Genomic DNA, 16,063 nt, shown 5'->3' with positions numbered 1-16,063 from the left:
AGATCGCAGCCTGCGGCAGCTCCTACACGTGATTGGGGTGATAGACGATCAAGCGTTCCGTTCAGTTTTTTGTAGCCAGTGCCACCGTTTCACGGGAGCGATCAATATGACCAGCATGGAACCCGGCCATTCCGGGGTCGATCCGCGGCTGAGCTTCGATGATCCGTTACTCGACGGTCTGTTGATCCTCTGCAAACTGCATGGCGCGACGGTCAGTCGCGCCAGCCTGAGTGCCGGGCTGCCCCTCAACAAACAGCGCCTGAGTCTGGACCTGCTGCCCCGCGCCGCAGCCCGGGCCGGGTTACAGGCGCGCATTTTGCGCCGCGAGCTGAAAGACATCTCCCCGCTCAACCTGCCGATTCTGCTGCTGCTCAATGACGGTCGCACCGCCGTGTTGCGGCGCTTCGGCGACGACGGCAAAGCGCTGATCCTGCCCAGCGAAGCCGACGGCGGCGAGCAATGGGTCAGCCGCGAAGAACTCACCGAACACTACAGCGGCCAGGCCTTGTTCGCCCGGCCACGCCACGAACTCGAAGACCTTCGCTCACCACTGGTGCCACGGGTGCACGCGTGGTTTCGCGATACCCTGAAGCTGTCGAAATGGCTGTACAGCGATGCGATTCTCGCCAGTTTCCTGATCAACCTGTTGGGCCTGATGGTGCCGCTGTTCGTCATGCAGACCTACGACCGCGTGGTGCCGAATCAGGCCACGTCGACCCTGTGGGTGCTGTCGATCGGATTGCTGATAGGCACCGGGTTTGAATTGGTCCTGCGGGTGGTCCGCGCGCACCTGCTCGACACTGCTGGCAAGAAAACCGATGTGATCCTTTCCGCGACGTTGTTCGAACGCATCACCGGCATGTCGATGAAGGCACGGCCGGCAACCATTGGCGGTTTTGCCCAGAGCATTCATGACTTCCAGGGCCTGCGCGAATTCCTCACGGCAGTAACCCTGACCAGCCTGATCGACCTGCCCTTCGTGGTGCTGATGCTGGCAGTGATCGGCCTGCTCGGCGGCTGGCTGGTGGTGATTCCGCTGCTGGCATTTCCGATCACGATCATGTTTGCCCTGGCGATACAGGTGCGTTTGCGCGACACCGTGCAAAAGAGCCTGAGCCTTGGCGCCGAACGTCAGGCGGTGCTGATCGAAACCCTTGGCGGCCTGGAAACCCTCAAGGCTTGCAGCGCCGAGAGCGAGCGCCAGCACAAATGGGAAAGCACCCACGGCGCCCTCACCCGCCTCGACAGCCATGCGCGCAATCTCTCGGCGCTGGCCACCAACGGCACACTGTTCATTCAACAATTCTCGGGGATGGCGACGATTGTCGCCGGGGTCTACAGCATCATCGCCGGCAACCTCAGCGTCGGTGCGCTGGTCGCCAGTTACATGCTCGGCAGTCGCGTGCTTGCGCCGCTGGGACAGATCGCCGGGCTGATTACCCGCTATCAGCAGGCGCAACTGACCATGAAAAGCACCGATGCGCTGATGGCCCTGCCGCAAGAGCGTGACGGCAAACAGCGGCCGCTGGAGCGCACGCAATTGCAAGGCGCGCTGGACGTCAGCGGCGTGACCTTTCATTACAACGGCCAGAATGCGCCGGCGCTGAGCAATGTCAGCTTCAGCCTGAAACCCGGCGAACGGGTCGGCATCATCGGCCGCAGCGGTTCAGGCAAAAGCACGTTGGCGCGATTGGTGATGGGCTTCTATGAACCCGAGGAGGGCCAACTGTTGCTCGACGGCCTCGACCTGCGCCAACTCGACGTCGCCGACCTGCGCCAGCAGATCGGTTACGTCGCCCACGATCTGCCGTTGCTGGCCGGCAGTTTGCGCGACAACCTGACGCTCGGCGCACGTTACATCAGCGATTCGCGAATGCTTGAAGTGGCCGAACTGACGGGCGTTACCGAACTTGCCCGTCAGCATCCGCAAGGCTTCGACCGGCCGGTGGGCGAGCGTGGTCAATTGCTCTCCGGCGGCCAGCGTCAGGCGGTATTGCTGGCGCGCTCGCTGTTGCTCGATCCACCGATCATGCTGCTCGACGAACCTACCAGCGCCATGGACAACAGCAGCGAAGACCAACTGCGGCAGAAGCTCCACGGCTGGGTGCAAGGCAAAACCTTGCTGCTGGTCACCCACCGCACCTCGATGCTGAGCCTGGTGGACCGGTTGCTGGTGCTGGACAACGGCCGGGTCGTCGCTGACGGTCCGAAAGAAGCGGTCATCGATGCACTGCGCAAGGGCCGTGTCGGCTCGGCGGCGGTCTAGGAGTTGCCCCATGTCTGCTTCCTCCGATAGCAAAGATCGCGGCTACTTCGACAGTTTCGGCAAAAGCGCCGAAGCCGAGTTCATGCCGGAAACCGCCGGCGCTTCGTTACAGGATTCGCCGCGCTGGTCACGCATCACCGTGTGGCTGGCGGCAGCACTGCTGATCAGTGCGGTGGTCTGGGCCAAGTTCGCCGTACTCGAAGAAGTGACCATGGGTGAAGGCAAGGCGATTCCGTCGAGCAAGGTTCAGGTGATCCAGAACCTTGAAGGCGGCATCGTCACCGAGATCTTCGTCCGTGAAGGGCAAATGGTGAACAAGGGCGATACCCTGCTGCGGCTGGATGACACGCGCTTTCGCTCGAACAAAGGGGAAAGCGAGGCCGATCGTTATGCATTGACCGCGCAGGTCGAACGGCTGTCGGCGGAGGCCGAGGGGCGGCCGTTCAAGCTCTCTGATGAGGTCATCGCCAAGGCGCCGCAAGTCGCCGAAGACGAGCGTTCGCTGTACGAACAACGTCAGCGCCGGTTGGCCAGCGAACAGCGCACGCTCAGCGAACAACTGCGGCAGAAAACCCAGGAACTCGCCGAGTTTCGCTCCAAGCAAGGCCAGTTCAGTTCCAGCCTGGCGCTGCTGCAACAAGAGATGAACATGTCCGAACCGCTGGTGAAGACCGGCGCGGTGTCCCCCGTGGAAATCCTGCGGCTCAAGCGCAGCGCCGTGGAAATCCGTGGTTCGCTGAATGCCACGACCCTGGCGATTCCCCGCGCCGAATCGGCGATTGCCGAGATCCGCAGCAAGATCGACGAGTCGGAACAGACCTTCCGTTCCGAGGCGGCCAAAGAGCTGAATGAGAAACGCACCGACCTGTCGAAAATCACCGCCACCAGCATCGCCATCGACGACCGCGTGACCCGTACCACCGTGACGTCACCGGTGCATGGGGTGATCAAGCAATTGAAGGTCAACACCATCGGCGGCGTGGTTCAGCCGGGCAGTGACATGGTCGAAATCGTACCGCTGGAAGACAACCTGCTGATCGAAGCCAAGGTGCGCCCGCAGGACGTCGCGTTTTTGCATCCAGGCCAGAAAGCCATGGTCAAGTTCAGCGCTTACGACTACACGATTTACGGCGGTCTGAGCGCCAAGCTTGAATTGATCGGCGCCGACACGATTACCGATGACAAGGGCAACAGTTTCTACCTGATTCAGGTGCGCACCGATAAAAACCATCTGGGCGGGGATGTGAAACCGTTGCTGATCATTCCGGGGATGGTGGCGACGGTGGACATTATTACCGGGGAGAAAAGTGTTCTGGATTACTTGCTCAAACCCGTGCTGAAAGCCCGGACTGAGGCGATGCGCGAGCGCTAGCGATTTCCAAAGCATTGCTGTGATTGATCCGGCGCTTTCGCGAGCAGGCTCGCTCCCACAGGGGATTTGAGGTGTGCACAGAGTTTGTGCGCACCTTCGATCAAATGTGGGAGCGAGCCTGCTCGCGAAGAGGCCAGCCGCTTCAGCAATTATGCATCGCCATGGTTACGCTGGAAGGTCTCTTCGCCCATCGCCGCAATCTGCCCCTCGATCAGCGCCTCGAACGGCTTGAGCAACGGCTCGAATGACGTCGGTGCCTCCAGCGTCTGCAATGCCTGCACAATCGCCTCAATCGTCGACAACGCCCCCGGCCCCGGTGCCTTGCGCAAGCGATAACGCGACACCCCGCCCTCGGTCAATGTCACCCGTGGCAACGCCGCCAGCAGCGGATTGAGGTGCAGCATCTTGCGCGCCTTGCGCCAGGTGCCATCCGGTACGACCAGCAACAGTGGTTCATCGGCCACGCCGTAAGCCTGCATCGGTTGCGCATCATCCGCAGGAAACAACAACCGCGCCCGATACCCCGGCCGGTTCAGCAGCGCCGGCAAATCCTCGAACACTTCGCCAACAATCAACTCGGCATTGCTCAGCCCCAACGCTGCCAACCGCGCGGTATTCAACGCATGATTGACCTCGCTCGGATGCTGCAAAAGCAACACCCGCGTGCGGCTGTCGAGGCTCGGGATCAACGGGCACAGGCAATGGGTTTGGGGGCGCAGGCAGCGCGGGCATTGAATTCTGGACATCGGTCTTACGCCTGATTGAGCTGGGCTTTGAGCAAATCACGGAAGGTCTGGATCAGCGGTTCGCGGCTACGGCCCCGGCGCATGATCATCGAAAACGGTGCCTGATAACCGAAGGTCGCCGGTAGCAGCACGCGCAAGTCACCCTTGTCGGCCCAAGCCTGAGCGTAGTGTTCTGGCAAGTAACCAATGTAGGCGCCGGACAGCACCAGAATCAGCTGCGCTTCCATACTTTCCACAGTGGCGGCGCTGTGTTTGAAGCCGTGGCGGGCCAATTCGGCCTGACTCCAGTACCCGCGTCCGACCATGCGTTGCTGGGTGATGACTTGCTCGGGAATGCGCCGCTCGTTGAACAACGGATGCCGGCTACTGCAATACAACCAGTGTTGTTCGCGGTACAGCGGCATGTAGATCAGACCGCTCATGCGTGTGGAAAACGCACCGATGGCCAGATCGAGACGGTTGTCCTGCACGCCGAGTTGCAATTCGTAGGGGCTCATCACCGACAGGTGCAAATGCACCGCCGGGTGTTCCTGGCTGTAGGCGCCGATGGCTTCGGCGAACGGCAAGGCCTTGTCGCTGACGGTGGAGTCGATCACGCCGAGGTTGAGCGTGCCGCGCAGTTCGCCCTTGAGCGCGGCGGCGTATTGCTCGAAACCTTCGAGTTCGGCGAGCAGACGCAAGGTTTCCTGGTGGAACAGCTCACCTTTGCTGGTCAGGCTGAACCCGCCGCGCCCGCGATGGCACAGCACCAGGCCGAGCGCGGCTTCGAGCTGGCTCATGTAGGTGCTGATCGCCGAGGTCGACAGGTTGAGTTCCTGCTGCGCGTTGGCAAAACCTTGATGACGCACGACGCTGACGAAGATGCGCAACAGTTTCAGATCGGGTAAAGCGTTAGCCATGTCTACTCCGGGCTTTGCAACGGTGTGTCTGTGGGAAAAGCCCCTCACCCCAGCCCTCTCCCTGTATGTACCGGAGACATGGTGGACACATGTTCGGAGACATGGTGGACGGTTTTAGATCTTCTTACCTGCCGTAACGATCTGCAAGTTCAAGTCGATTCGGGCAATACGATGTCTACTCCAGTAGACATCGTGGATGCCATCTTCCGTCGTTTCCCGGATAGCTACTGACCTCCCGTAAAAAGCTTTTCCGACTGTGTATTCACGGTTCCGCCAGTAGATCTCGCCCTTCACCTGAACCTTCCTGACCACATCCCCATCGTCGTACTCCGGCGCCGCGGGTTGCTCCTGATATTCCCGTGGGCTGCTGCTGTAGCGAGTAGCAGGCACCTGCATGTCCAACGCTTGATGTGGACGCTTCTGGTTGTAGATATCACGCCAGATATCAAACGCCCGTTGTGCACCGTTGAGATCAATAAAATGTCGGTCTCGCAGGACTTCATTTTTCAGGCTGCGGTGGAAGCGTTCCAGCTTTCCTTGGGTTTGCGGATGATAAGGTCGAGAGTGCCCGACCTTGATGCCCTGACTCATCAGCCAGACCTCCAGCGCGGTATAAACGCCAGTCTGGTCACCCCAGGGTGAACCGTTGTCCATCGTCATGCGCAAAGGCAGACCATGACGCCGAAAGACCCGGATTAGATGCTCCTGAACGGTTTCACGTCGCTCATCGAGGCAGGCCGCGATACACAGCGAAAACCGCGAATGATCGTCCAGTATCGTCAACGGATGGCAACGTCCCTGAGCCAGGCTGATATGGCCCTTGAAGTCCATCTGCCAAAGATCGTTGGGCGCTTCATGCTCGAAGCGGATAAACGGTTTAATCTCAGCGGCCTTTGAATCAACGCGTGAATGACGCTGTAAAACCGCATGCACGGTACTGACCGAAGGCATTACTACGCCGCTGTCTTCCAGCACACGTTTGAGCTTGCGAGCGCCCCAAGCCGCGTATTCCTCACTCACGGTCAGAATCTGCTGCTCAACCTCTTCAGCGCAGCGTTTGGGTGACGTCTTCGGTCGTCGAGACTGATCGATCAAGCCCTCTGCACCTGAAGTTTCAAACCTGTTGAGCCATTTGTAGGCAGTGCTTGGGCTGATATTGAATCGGCGGCAAAGCTGCCGGACATTGGCTCCTTCTTGCCGAGCCAAATGCACGAACTCTGAACGAAGCTGCACGGTGGACACCTCTTCCCAGGACACAGGTCATCTCCTTGGTGATGAGCAATGTGTCTATTAAAAAGTGTCCACCATGTCTCCGAACACCTGTCCACCATGTCTCCGGTACATACACTCCCCGAGGGAGAGGGAGCCTACCGAGTTGTTATGAGGATCCACGCCGACCTGCGATATCGAGTCGAACTCAGGATTTAAAAGCAATGAAGATCAGCTCCCTCTCCTGGGGGAGAGGGCTGGGCGGGCGGCGTTCCGATGAGGGCAACAATCTTGAGCCGATCACAATCTTGAACCCGCCAAAGTCTAATCCCAGCCTCGCCTTTAGTTTAGAAAAATCTGAACTAAGTTTTTGCCCGTAGCGATTCTTCCGCCGCACTACATTTCGCATCATCGGCCCCACAGCGGCGTCCGAACCTGTACTGAACGGTGCGCCGACATAAATAAAACAAAGACGATGAGGCCTTACCCGTGGACAAGATTCTTCACCAACCACTGGGCGGCAACGAAATGCCGCGCTTCGGCGGCATCGCCACCATGCTCCGACTCCCCCATGTACCGACCGCTGCCGGCCTGGACGCTGCCTTTGTTGGCGTGCCCCTGGACATCGGTACTTCGCTGCGCCCCGGCACCCGCTTCGGGCCACGTGACATCCGCACCGAATCAGTGATGATCCGCCCGTACAACATGGCCACCGGCGCCGCCCCGTTCGACTCGCTGTCGGTCGCCGACATCGGTGACGTGGCAATCAATACCTTCAACCTGCTCGACGCCGTGCGCATCATCGAAGAAGCCTACGACAACATCCTCGAGCACAATGTGATCCCGATGACCCTGGGTGGCGACCACACCATCACCCTGCCGATCCTGCGGGCGATCCATAAAAAGCACGGCAAGGTCGGTCTGGTGCACATCGATGCCCACGCTGACGTCAACGATCACATGTTCGGCGAGAAGATCGCCCACGGTACGACCTTCCGTCGCGCCGTCGAAGAAGGTCTTCTGGACTGCGACCGCGTGGTGCAAATTGGTTTGCGCGCGCAGGGCTACACCGCTGATGACTTCAACTGGAGCCGCGATCAGGGTTTCCGCGTGGTTCAGGCCGAAGAGTGCTGGCACAAGTCGCTGGCGCCACTGATGGCCGAAGTTCGCGAGAAAGTCGGCGGCGGTCCGGTGTACCTGAGCTTCGACATCGACGGCATCGATCCGGCCTGGGCACCGGGCACCGGCACCCCGGAAATCGGTGGTCTGACGACCATTCAGGCAATTGAAATCGTTCGCGGCTGCCAAGGCCTCGACCTGATCGGTTGCGATCTGGTAGAAGTCTCGCCCGCTTATGACACCACCGGCAACACCTCGCTGCTGGCCGCCAACCTGCTGTACGAAATGCTCTGCGTACTGCCTGGCGTGGTCCATCGCTGAGGGTCGGGTCATGAACGAACGTGATCAGGTTCTGCAAGCGGCCGCCGAACTGGTAGCCGCCTTTGCCCGCAATGATCGCGAAACTTACTTCGGCGCGTTCAGCGCCGATGCGAGTTTCGTGTTTTACACCCTCGAACAGCCTTTGCTGTCGCGCGATGCCTATCAGGCCTTGTGGGACAGCTGGCGCGCCGAGGATGGCTTTGAAGTGCTGTCGTGCACTTCGAGCAACGCCTTCGTCAGCCTGCAAGGTGACGTGGCGATTTTCATCCATGACGTGGCCACCGAGCTGCGCATGCAAGGGGAGCAACACTTCAGCAGGAGCGCGAGACGATTGTTTTCAAGAAACAAGCGTCGAGCCTAGAACAACAAGGCCATTGGCTGGCCTGCCACGAACATTTGTCCGCAATGCCGGAAGGGCTGCCATCCCCTTAGCCAAGACAGGTGACGCTCACGCACGATGAGCGCGCCTTTATGATCGGAGCAGATCATGAATAACAACAACGACCAAAGCCTTACGCAGATTGAAACCCACGGGGTCGAACAGATCCCGGACCACGAACGCACCGCAGGCCCGACGGACTTGTTCCGGATGATCTTCGGCGGTTCGAATACCTTCGCCACCGCCGTGCTCGGCAGTTTCCCGGTGCTGTTCGGCCTGTCTTTCCAGGCTGGCGTCTGGGCGATTGTGCTGGGCGTGCTGCTCGGCTCGCTGATCCTCGCACCGATGGGCCTGTTCGGCCCGCTCAACGGCACCAACAACGCCGTGTCGTCCGGTGCGCATTTCGGCGTGCACGGGCGCATCGTCGGTTCGTTCCTGTCGCTGTTGACCGCTATCGCGTTTTTCTCGCTCTCGGTGTGGAGTTCGGGCGATGCGTTGATCGGCGGTGCGAAACGCCTGATCGGTCTGCCGGAAACCGACCTGACTCTGGGCCTGGCCTACGGTCTGTTCGCGATTCTGGTGCTGACCGTGTGCATCTACGGCTTCCGCTTTTTGCTGTGGGTGAACAAGATCGCGGTGTGGAGCGCCAGCCTGTTGTTCCTGCTGGGCATCTTCGCCTTCGCCGGTCCTTTCGATGTGAACTACGCCGGCACGGTGAGCCTCGGTCAGCCGGGTTTCTGGGCGGCGTTCATCGGCGCTGCACTGGTGGCGATGAGCAACCCGATTTCCTTCGGCGCGTTCCTCGGTGACTGGTCGCGCTACATCCCGCGTGACACCTCCAAGCAGCGGATCATGGCGGCGGTTGTGCTGTCGCAGATCGCCACGTTCATCCCGTTCCTGTTCGGCCTGACCACTGCGACCATCGTCGCGATCAAGGCACCGGACTACATCGCGGCGAACAACTATGTCGGCGGCCTGCTGGCGGTGTCGCCGAGCTGGTTCTTCCTGCCGGTGTGTCTGATTGCGGTGATCGGCGGCATGTCCACCGGCACCACGTCGCTGTATGGCACCGGGCTGGACATGTCCAGCGTGTTCCCACGGGTGCTGTCGCGCGTGAAAGCGACGCTGCTGATCGGCGTGCTGTCGATTGCCTTCATCTTCATCGGGCGCTTCGCGGCGAACCTGGTGCAGAGCGTGTCGACTTTCGCCGTGCTGATCATCACCTGCACCACGCCATGGATGGTGATCATGATCATCGGCCTGCTGGTGCGTCGCGGCTTCTACTGCCCGGACGACCTGCAAGTGTTCACTCGCGGCGAACAGGGCGGCCGCTACTGGTTCAGCCATGGCTGGAACTGGCGCGGTCTGGGTGCGTGGATTCCGAGCGCGGCGGTGGGCTTGTGCTTCGTCAATTTGCCGGGGCAATTCGTTGGCCCGCTGGGCGAAATGGCCGGTGGCATCGACATCAGTCTGCCGGTGACCCTCGGTCTGGCGTCGGTGGTGTACCTGACGCTGCTGAGCCTGTTTCCGGAACCGCGCGAAGTGTTCGGCCCGACGGATGCGCGTAGCCAAATCGTGGAAAAACCTGAACTGCGCCAGGCCGCCTGACGCAGATCCCCTGTAGGAGTGAGCCTGCTCGCGATAACTGCAGCACATCCAATAAAGATGTGACTGACAGACCGCTATCGCGAGCAGGCGAAGGCCTACAAAGGGCAGCACCACTGAACCAAATTTGTTTCACCATAAAAAAGACAATCGGAGACACGCCATCATGGCTTTGGATTTATTCGTCGTCCTCATCTACGCCGCCGGCATGCTCTTGCTCGGCTACTTCGGCATGCGCAAGGCCAAGACCAACGAGGACTTTCTCGTTGCCGGTCGTAACCTCGGCCCAAGCCTGTACATGGGCACCATGGCCGCGACCGTTTTGGGTGGCGCGTCCACCGTCGGCACCGTGCGTCTGGGCTATGTGCACGGCATCTCCGGTTTCTGGCTGTGCGCGGCCCTCGGTTGCGGCATCGTCGCGCTGAACCTGTTCCTCGCCAAGCCGCTGCTGAAACTGAAGATCTACACCGTTACCCAGGTTTTGGAAAAACGCTACAACCCGATGGCCCGCTCGGCGAGCGCGGCGATCATGTTGGCCTACGCATTGATGATCGGCGTGACCTCGATCCTCGCCATCGGCACCGTGCTGCAAGTGCTGTTCGGCCTGCCGTTCTGGATCTCGGTGCTGCTTGGCGGTGGCGTGGTGGTGGTTTATTCGGCGATCGGCGGCATGTGGTCGCTGACCCTCACCGACATCGTCCAGTTCATCATCAAGACTGTGGGCCTGATGTTCATCCTGTTGCCGATCTGCCTGTACCGCGTCGGCGGTTGGGACGAACTGGTTCTGAAACTGCCGGCCACCGCCTTCAGCTTCACCACCATTGGCTGGGACACGATCATCACCTACTTCATGATCTACTTCTTCGGCATCCTGATCGGTCAGGACATCTGGCAACGGGTGTTCACCGTCAAGACCGCCAAAGTCGCACAGTACGCCGGCAGCATCGCCGGCATCTATTGCATCGTCTACGGTCTGGCCTGCGCGCTGATCGGCATGGCTGCGCACGTGCTGATCCCGGATCTGGACAACGTCAACAACGCCTTCGCCGCCATCGTCAAACTGTCGCTGCCGGACGGCATCCGTGGTCTGGTGATCGCTGCGGCACTCGCGGCCATGATGTCCACCGCCAGTGCCGGCCTGCTCGCCGCCGCCACCACTCTGACGGAAGACCTGCTGCCGAAGCTGCGTGGCGGCAAACCGTCGAGCCTGGGCATCAACCGCCTGTTCACCCTGCTGACCGGTGTCGTGGTGCTGGGTATCGCGCTAGTGGTGAATGACGTGATCAGCGCCCTGACGCTGGCGTACAACCTGTTGGTCGGCGGCATGCTGGTCCCGCTGATCGGTGCGATCTTCTGGAAACGCGCGACCACCGCCGGCGCCATCGCCAGCATGGGCCTGGGTTTCGCTACCGCACTGCTGTTCATGTTCAAGGACGGTCTGGATGCGAACACGCCGATCTACTACAGCCTGGCGGTGGGTCTGGTGAGCTTTGTGGTGGTGAGCCTGGTCTCCCCTCGCCCGGCGACCGTAGCGAGTGCGGTGTAAGCTCTAAGTAACGACTTGATGCTTTCTTCGACGGGTGTGGCGTCGGTTGCCACACTCGTTTTTTTTCGTCTGGAGAAAATGGCTTATGAAGATCGTTTCGCGCGATCAGTGGTTTGAGGTGCAGAGCTTGAGCGATGGCATTCGGCTCATTCACGAGCCGTACATTCGGCCGTTCTACCGCTGCAACCTGTGGCACGTTCAGGGCCGCGACAAAGACCTGTTGCTGGATAGCGGTTCAGGACTGGTCAGCCTGCGCGAGCAATTGCCGTGGATTACCGAACGGCCGCTGGTGGCGGTGGCCAGTCATTGTCATTTCGACCATATCGCCGGCCATCATGAATTTGCCGAACGGCTGGTGCATCGCGCCGAAGCCGACATCCTCGCCGCACCCGATGGCGAGAATGATCTGAGCCACGCGTTCGTCGGCGATGACATGTTCGAGGCGCATCCGGATTGCCCGTTGTGCTACGCCGAATACCGGGTCAAAGCCGCGCCGGCCACCGGGTTTGTCGAGGACGGCGATGTGCTCGATCTGGGCAATCGTACGCTGCAGGTGCTGCACACACCGGGGCATTCGCCGGGCGGGATCAGCCTGTATGAGGCGGCGACGCAAACCCTGTTCAGCGGCGACATCATTTACGACGGGCCGCTGATCGAAGACGCCTACCACTCCAATCTTGAGGATTACGCCAGCAGCCTGCGACGTTTGCAGGCATTGCCGATCCGCACGGTACATGGCGGGCATTTCGGCAGTTTTTCCGGGGAGCATTTGCGCTCGATGATTGACGAGTGGTTGCGCGGGCACGCCTGAGGCCTGCTTCACTCAAGCACAACAACAATCAGAAATATCTGCCATGAGAAGAGCTGCCGTGCGTGCCGCCGTGCATCGATATATCCGGCGTCTGCTGGAAACCCGCGAGTTCAACGACCACACCAGCCTGGTGCAATTGGGCCTGGAGAAAGCCGATATCGAGGATCTGATCTTCCACCTGGAAGATGAATTCGGACTGACGGCGTTCACCGCCGAGGAAGACCGCATGCTCAAGACCGCGAAAACGGCGAATGACTTGAGCCGGTTCTTGCTTGAGATTGGTCGGCACTGAAAGCAAAAGATCGCAGCCTGCGGCAGCTCCTACATTGACCCGTGTAGGAGCTGCCGCAGGCTGCGATCTTTTGATCTTTATTTATGCACTACCGCCGACGAGGCTGGCGCCGACGCTGTTCGTCGTCCGTGCGAATCGGTACAGGTTGCAGAGGCGGTTCGATCAACCCGAGGGCAACACCCAAATCATGCAGCCAGTTTTGAATTTTCTCTTTCATCGTCATGCCCCCTTCAGGGTGGTGCTGAGCGGCCGGAATTCTGAGGCCGCTTCGCACTGATAATAGTCCGAAGTCCTACGCAATGCTCGGCCAAATCCGCAATGATCTGTTACTGAATTGAACAGAATTCGCCGGCATTGGTTCAGGCGGTTTCGCGGGTTTCGATCTGAGCCGCGGGATAGACAGCCTGCTGCACCTCGATCCAGGCATTGAGGTTGGCGCCGACCATGCCTCTGCGCCACATGAGCCATGTTGTCGCACCCACAAATGGCTCGGCCAACGGGTGCGCGGCGACGCTCTCGCGCCCCGGCAGACTGGCGAGCATCGATTCCGACATCAGCGCCACACCACTGCCGGCGATCACACAGGCGAGCATGCCCTGATAGGACTCGATCTCCATCGCCCGGCCCATCGTCGCGTGGTAGTGCGAAAACCACGCCTCCAGACGCATGCGATATGAACACCCGCGACGAAAGGTGAATACTGACCGCCCTTCGACATCCCGGGCGTCACGCACCGGCGGATGATCCATTTCCGTGATCAACACCAGTCGTTCCTCGCACAACGGCACACCATCCAGGCCAGCCAACTCCAGCGGGCCATCGACCAATGCGGCATCAAGGCGTCCGGTCAGCAACCCCTCCAACAACTCACCGCTCGGGGCCGACTGCACCTGCAGATTCACCGCTGGATATTGCTTGTGATAACGCGCCAGCAACGCCGGCAGGTGAATCGCCGCCGTGCTGTACATGGTGCCCAGAGCAAAATCACCGGCCGGCTTGCCACCCATGACGGCCGCACTGGCCTGATCGCGCAGGGCGAAGAGTCTGGCGGTGTAGTCCAGCAGGACTTTTCCCGCAGGCGACAGCTGCAGACGCTGACGCTCACGGACGAAAAGCTCTACACCCAGTTGCTCTTCGAGCTGTTTGAGCCGCGTCGACAGGTTCGACGGCACCCGGTGCAGGCGTTCGGCGGCGCGGGTAATTGATCCCTCCTCGGCCACGGCCTGAAAGATCCGCAGTTGGCTGAATTCCACAACCTTTCTCCAGAACAGAACAAGTTACTCACTATTATTCAATTTTAAAGAAAGTCAATCAGTCCTAGCCTGACGGTCATTGATCCTGCAACGGAATCCCGACCATGTCGCCATTGATTCGCTTATCCGCCTGCTTCGTGGCCCTGATGATGGCCATGGGCATCGGGCGTTTCGCCCTCACCCCGCAAATGCCACACCTGCTCAGTGAAGGGCAGATCGACCTGACGGCCGCCGGTCTGATTGCGGCGGCCAACTACCTCGGTTATCTGCTCGGCGCGGTGGATGCGATGTTCGCCCATCGTCCGCAACAGGTTCAGCGACGCCTGCACGGCGGCTTGTGGTTGTGCGTGCTGCTGACCCTGGCGTCGTTCTGGGCCAATGGTTTCTGGTCGCACTTGCTGCTGCGTTTTGGCACCGGGGTGGCGAGCGCCTGGGTCTTGGTGATGATCACTTCGTTGAGTCAACCGTTGGCGGCGGCAGCAGGTCGTCCGAGATTGGGCGCCCTGGTGTTTGCCGGACCGGGTCTGGGGATTTTTCTGACGGGGTTGTTGGCGCTGGTCTCACATCTGCTGCAGCAGACGTCCGCGACGTTGTGGCTGATTTATGCCGCGGCTGCATTGGTGATGATGCTGGGCGTGTGGCGACTGCTGCCGCAGCCTGTCGCGGCGAAAACGGTTGCTGTGGAGGCCGCCAGTTCATCGAATCGCGGCATTGGCCGTCTGGCGCTGATTTACGCCCTGTACGGCATCGGCTACATCATCCCGGCGACTTTTCTCTCGCAAATGGCTAACGCGCAGTTTCATGGGCAATGGCAAGCGGATCTGTTCTGGCCCTGCTTCGGTCTTGGCGCTGCGATTGGCGTGTTGCTGGTGAGCCTGCGTCGTCACGATCCCGCAACGACCCGTCACTGGTTGATGGCGACACTGTGGCTGCAAGCGGCCGGGGTGTTTGCCTGTCTGCTGGGCAGCGGACTTGGCCTGGCGCTGGGTGTGATCCTGTGCGGCATGCCCTTTCTGGCCTGCATGCAACTGGTCATGCAGCGCTCGCGGGAGCTGGCGCCGCACGCCACCCAGCGCAACGCCGGGATGCTCACTGCCTGCTTTGCGGTCGGCCAGCTCAGCGGCCCGTTGCTGGCCGCGTTGAGTAGCCATTTCAGCGGCGGTTTGCAGCCCGCATTGGTGATCGCCGGCAGCGGTTTGCTAATGGCCGGCGGTCTGGCGATGCAATCGACTAACGTTGGCCGAGCGCTTTGCGCAAACGCCGGCGCAACCACTGCTCGGCGCTGACAAAGGTGATACCGAGCAACACCAGCACCGCGCCGATGATGAAGTTCAGGCTGAGCTGTTCGCCGAGCAAAATCACCCCGAAGGTCACGCCAAACAGCGGTGTCATGAACGAGAACACCGCCAGGTTGGCCGCCAGATAACGGCGCAACAGCCAGAACCAGATCAAGTAGCTGAAGAACGACACCACCAGGCCCTGGAACAACACGCTGGCCACCGCCACGGGGGTCAGGCTGACATGGGTGATCTGGCCGCTGAACAGCGCGATCAGCAGCAGGCCGATAAAACCGACGATCAGCTGATAGAACAGCGTCAGTGTCACCGGTGCTTCCGACAGCCGCGAGGCGCGCACCACCACCGTGGTCGCGCCCCAGCAGGCACCGGCCAATACACCAAAGGCATCACCCAGCAACATGCGTCGGTCGAGGTTGTCCCAGGACACGCCGCCAGCGAAAGCAATCGCGATGCCGATAAACGCGAGCAGAATCCCCAACCATTGCAATGGCCGCAGACGCTCGCTGGCCAACAGGAAATGCACACCCAGCGCAGTAAAAATCGGCGCCGTGTAGAGGAACACCGACATGTGCGCGGCGGTAGTCAGTTGCAAACCTTCGGCGATGAAGAAGAACTCCAGACCGAACAACGCACCGGCCAGCAGCCCGCCACGCCAGGTCACGCCAACCTGATTCCAGCCGCCCTTCCAGCAGATCAGCAACCCCACCAGCAACGCAGAGATCCCCGAGCGCGCGGCCGCTTGCATGACAGGCGCGATGTCCGGCGCCGCCCATTTGATCATCACCTGCTGCACGCCCCAGATCAGGCACAAACCGATCATCACTTGCAGGGCAAAACTGTCGGCATTGCGCCGCTCGACACTCACCGCAACACCTCGAACACACACAACATGGCAGGCCATCCAATGGACAAAAAACAGTGCCGGGGATTATCAATCAGTCAGGCGG

General features: G+C 60.4%; 13 protein-coding genes and 2 pseudogenes. 9 read left to right on the top strand and 6 right to left on the bottom strand.

Annotated features, from left to right (window positions below):
• Positions 1–106 precede the first annotated feature (106 nt).
• Together P3G59_RS07925 and P3G59_RS07920 are read left to right on the top strand one after the other, a co-directional pair.
• Positions 107–2,266, top strand: coding sequence for a type I secretion system permease/ATPase (locus P3G59_RS07925; RefSeq protein WP_277761127.1), 2,160 nt, complete (start codon positions 107–109; stop codon positions 2,264–2,266).
• 10 nt (positions 2,267–2,276) lie between these two features.
• Positions 2,277–3,638 carry an HlyD family type I secretion periplasmic adaptor subunit gene (locus P3G59_RS07920; protein WP_016985930.1) on the top strand — a complete coding sequence of 454 codons (1,362 nt, stop codon included), beginning with the start codon at positions 2,277–2,279 and terminating at the stop codon, positions 3,636–3,638.
• Between the two features lie 149 nt (positions 3,639–3,787).
• On the opposite strand, the gene P3G59_RS07915 is transcribed toward P3G59_RS07920, so the two are convergent.
• The 3 genes and pseudogenes from P3G59_RS07915 to P3G59_RS07905 form a co-directional block, all read right to left on the bottom strand.
• Positions 3,788–4,384 carry a DTW domain-containing protein gene (locus P3G59_RS07915; protein ID WP_277761126.1) on the bottom strand — a complete coding sequence of 199 codons (597 nt, stop codon included), beginning with the start codon at positions 4,382–4,384 and terminating at the stop codon, positions 3,788–3,790.
• Between the two features lie 5 nt (positions 4,385–4,389).
• Complete coding sequence (locus tag P3G59_RS07910) at positions 4,390–5,283, bottom strand: LysR family transcriptional regulator (protein WP_007914510.1); 894 nt, start codon at positions 5,281–5,283, stop codon at positions 4,390–4,392.
• A gap of 44 nt (positions 5,284–5,327) precedes the next feature.
• Positions 5,328–6,540 (bottom strand): annotated as a pseudogene (locus P3G59_RS07905) (IS481 family transposase).
• Positions 6,541–6,981: 441 nt separating this feature from the next.
• Here P3G59_RS07905 and speB point away from each other — a divergent pair.
• From speB to P3G59_RS07875, 6 genes and pseudogenes are all read left to right on the top strand, one after another.
• Positions 6,982–7,932, top strand: coding sequence for an agmatinase (gene speB, locus P3G59_RS07900; protein WP_003222717.1), 951 nt, complete (start codon positions 6,982–6,984; stop codon positions 7,930–7,932).
• 10 nt (positions 7,933–7,942) lie between these two features.
• A pseudogene (locus P3G59_RS07895) lies at positions 7,943–8,364 on the top strand (nuclear transport factor 2 family protein).
• A gap of 52 nt (positions 8,365–8,416) precedes the next feature.
• A complete protein-coding gene (locus P3G59_RS07890; protein ID WP_277762121.1) occupies positions 8,417–9,919 on the top strand; it encodes a cytosine permease in 1,503 nt (500 codons plus the stop codon).
• A gap of 163 nt (positions 9,920–10,082) precedes the next feature.
• Positions 10,083–11,462, top strand: coding sequence for a sodium:solute symporter (locus P3G59_RS07885; protein WP_277761125.1), 1,380 nt, complete (start codon positions 10,083–10,085; stop codon positions 11,460–11,462).
• Positions 11,463–11,547: 85 nt separating this feature from the next.
• A complete protein-coding gene (locus P3G59_RS07880) occupies positions 11,548–12,273 on the top strand; it encodes an MBL fold metallo-hydrolase (RefSeq protein WP_277761124.1) in 726 nt (241 codons plus the stop codon).
• A 43-nt stretch (positions 12,274–12,316) separates the two neighbouring features.
• Positions 12,317–12,565, top strand: a complete 249-nt coding sequence (locus P3G59_RS07875; RefSeq protein ID WP_277761123.1) for an acyl carrier protein — start codon at positions 12,317–12,319, stop codon at positions 12,563–12,565.
• Positions 12,566–12,653: 88 nt separating this feature from the next.
• Here P3G59_RS07875 and P3G59_RS29455 read toward each other — a convergent pair whose 3' ends face one another.
• A complete protein-coding gene (locus P3G59_RS29455) occupies positions 12,654–12,782 on the bottom strand; it encodes a PA1414 family protein (RefSeq protein WP_003184145.1) in 129 nt (42 codons plus the stop codon).
• A gap of 142 nt (positions 12,783–12,924) precedes the next feature.
• Positions 12,925–13,818 (bottom strand): LysR family transcriptional regulator, encoded by an 894-nt coding sequence (locus tag P3G59_RS07870; protein WP_277761122.1) that lies wholly within the window; start codon positions 13,816–13,818, stop codon positions 12,925–12,927.
• A gap of 104 nt (positions 13,819–13,922) precedes the next feature.
• Here P3G59_RS07870 and P3G59_RS07865 point away from each other — a divergent pair, with 104 nt between their 5' ends.
• Entirely contained in the window at positions 13,923–15,104 is a 1,182-nt protein-coding gene (locus tag P3G59_RS07865; protein WP_277761121.1) for an MFS transporter, read from the top strand.
• Here the strand turns inward: P3G59_RS07865 and P3G59_RS07860 are convergent.
• The gene (locus P3G59_RS07860) at positions 15,049–15,981 is read right to left on the bottom strand and encodes a DMT family transporter (RefSeq protein ID WP_277761120.1); all 933 of its coding nucleotides are present in this window, start codon (positions 15,979–15,981) and stop codon (positions 15,049–15,051) included. The two genes, P3G59_RS07865 and P3G59_RS07860, sit on opposite strands and share 56 nt — an antisense overlap.
• Positions 15,982–16,063: the final 82 nt, after the last annotated feature.

The sequence above is a fragment of the Pseudomonas sp. A34-9 genome (genome assembly GCF_029543085.1).
Lineage (GTDB): Bacteria > Pseudomonadota > Gammaproteobacteria > Pseudomonadales > Pseudomonadaceae > Aquipseudomonas.
The sequence above is the reverse complement of the archived record's forward strand: the minus strand, read 5'-3'. Positions and strand labels throughout refer to the sequence as shown.

Excerpts from the sequence above, each read along its gene's own strand:
- P3G59_RS07865 (WP_277761121.1), top strand. The coding sequence starts at position 13,923 with ATGTCGCCATTGATTCGCTTATCCGCCTGCTTCGTGGCCCTGATGATG.
- P3G59_RS07875 (WP_277761123.1), top strand. The coding sequence starts at position 12,317 with ATGAGAAGAGCTGCCGTGCGTGCCGCCGTGCATCGATATATCCGGCGT.
- P3G59_RS07910 (WP_007914510.1), bottom strand. The coding sequence starts at position 5,283 with ATGGCTAACGCTTTACCCGATCTGAAACTGTTGCGCATCTTCGTCAGC.
- P3G59_RS07920 (WP_016985930.1), top strand. The coding sequence starts at position 2,277 with ATGTCTGCTTCCTCCGATAGCAAAGATCGCGGCTACTTCGACAGTTTC.
- P3G59_RS07885 (WP_277761125.1), top strand. The coding sequence starts at position 10,083 with ATGGCTTTGGATTTATTCGTCGTCCTCATCTACGCCGCCGGCATGCTC.
- P3G59_RS07925 (WP_277761127.1), top strand. The coding sequence starts at position 107 with ATGACCAGCATGGAACCCGGCCATTCCGGGGTCGATCCGCGGCTGAGC.
- P3G59_RS07915 (WP_277761126.1), bottom strand. The coding sequence starts at position 4,384 with ATGTCCAGAATTCAATGCCCGCGCTGCCTGCGCCCCCAAACCCATTGC.
- P3G59_RS07880 (WP_277761124.1), top strand. The coding sequence starts at position 11,548 with ATGAAGATCGTTTCGCGCGATCAGTGGTTTGAGGTGCAGAGCTTGAGC.
- P3G59_RS29455 (WP_003184145.1), bottom strand. The coding sequence starts at position 12,782 with ATGAAAGAGAAAATTCAAAACTGGCTGCATGATTTGGGTGTTGCCCTC.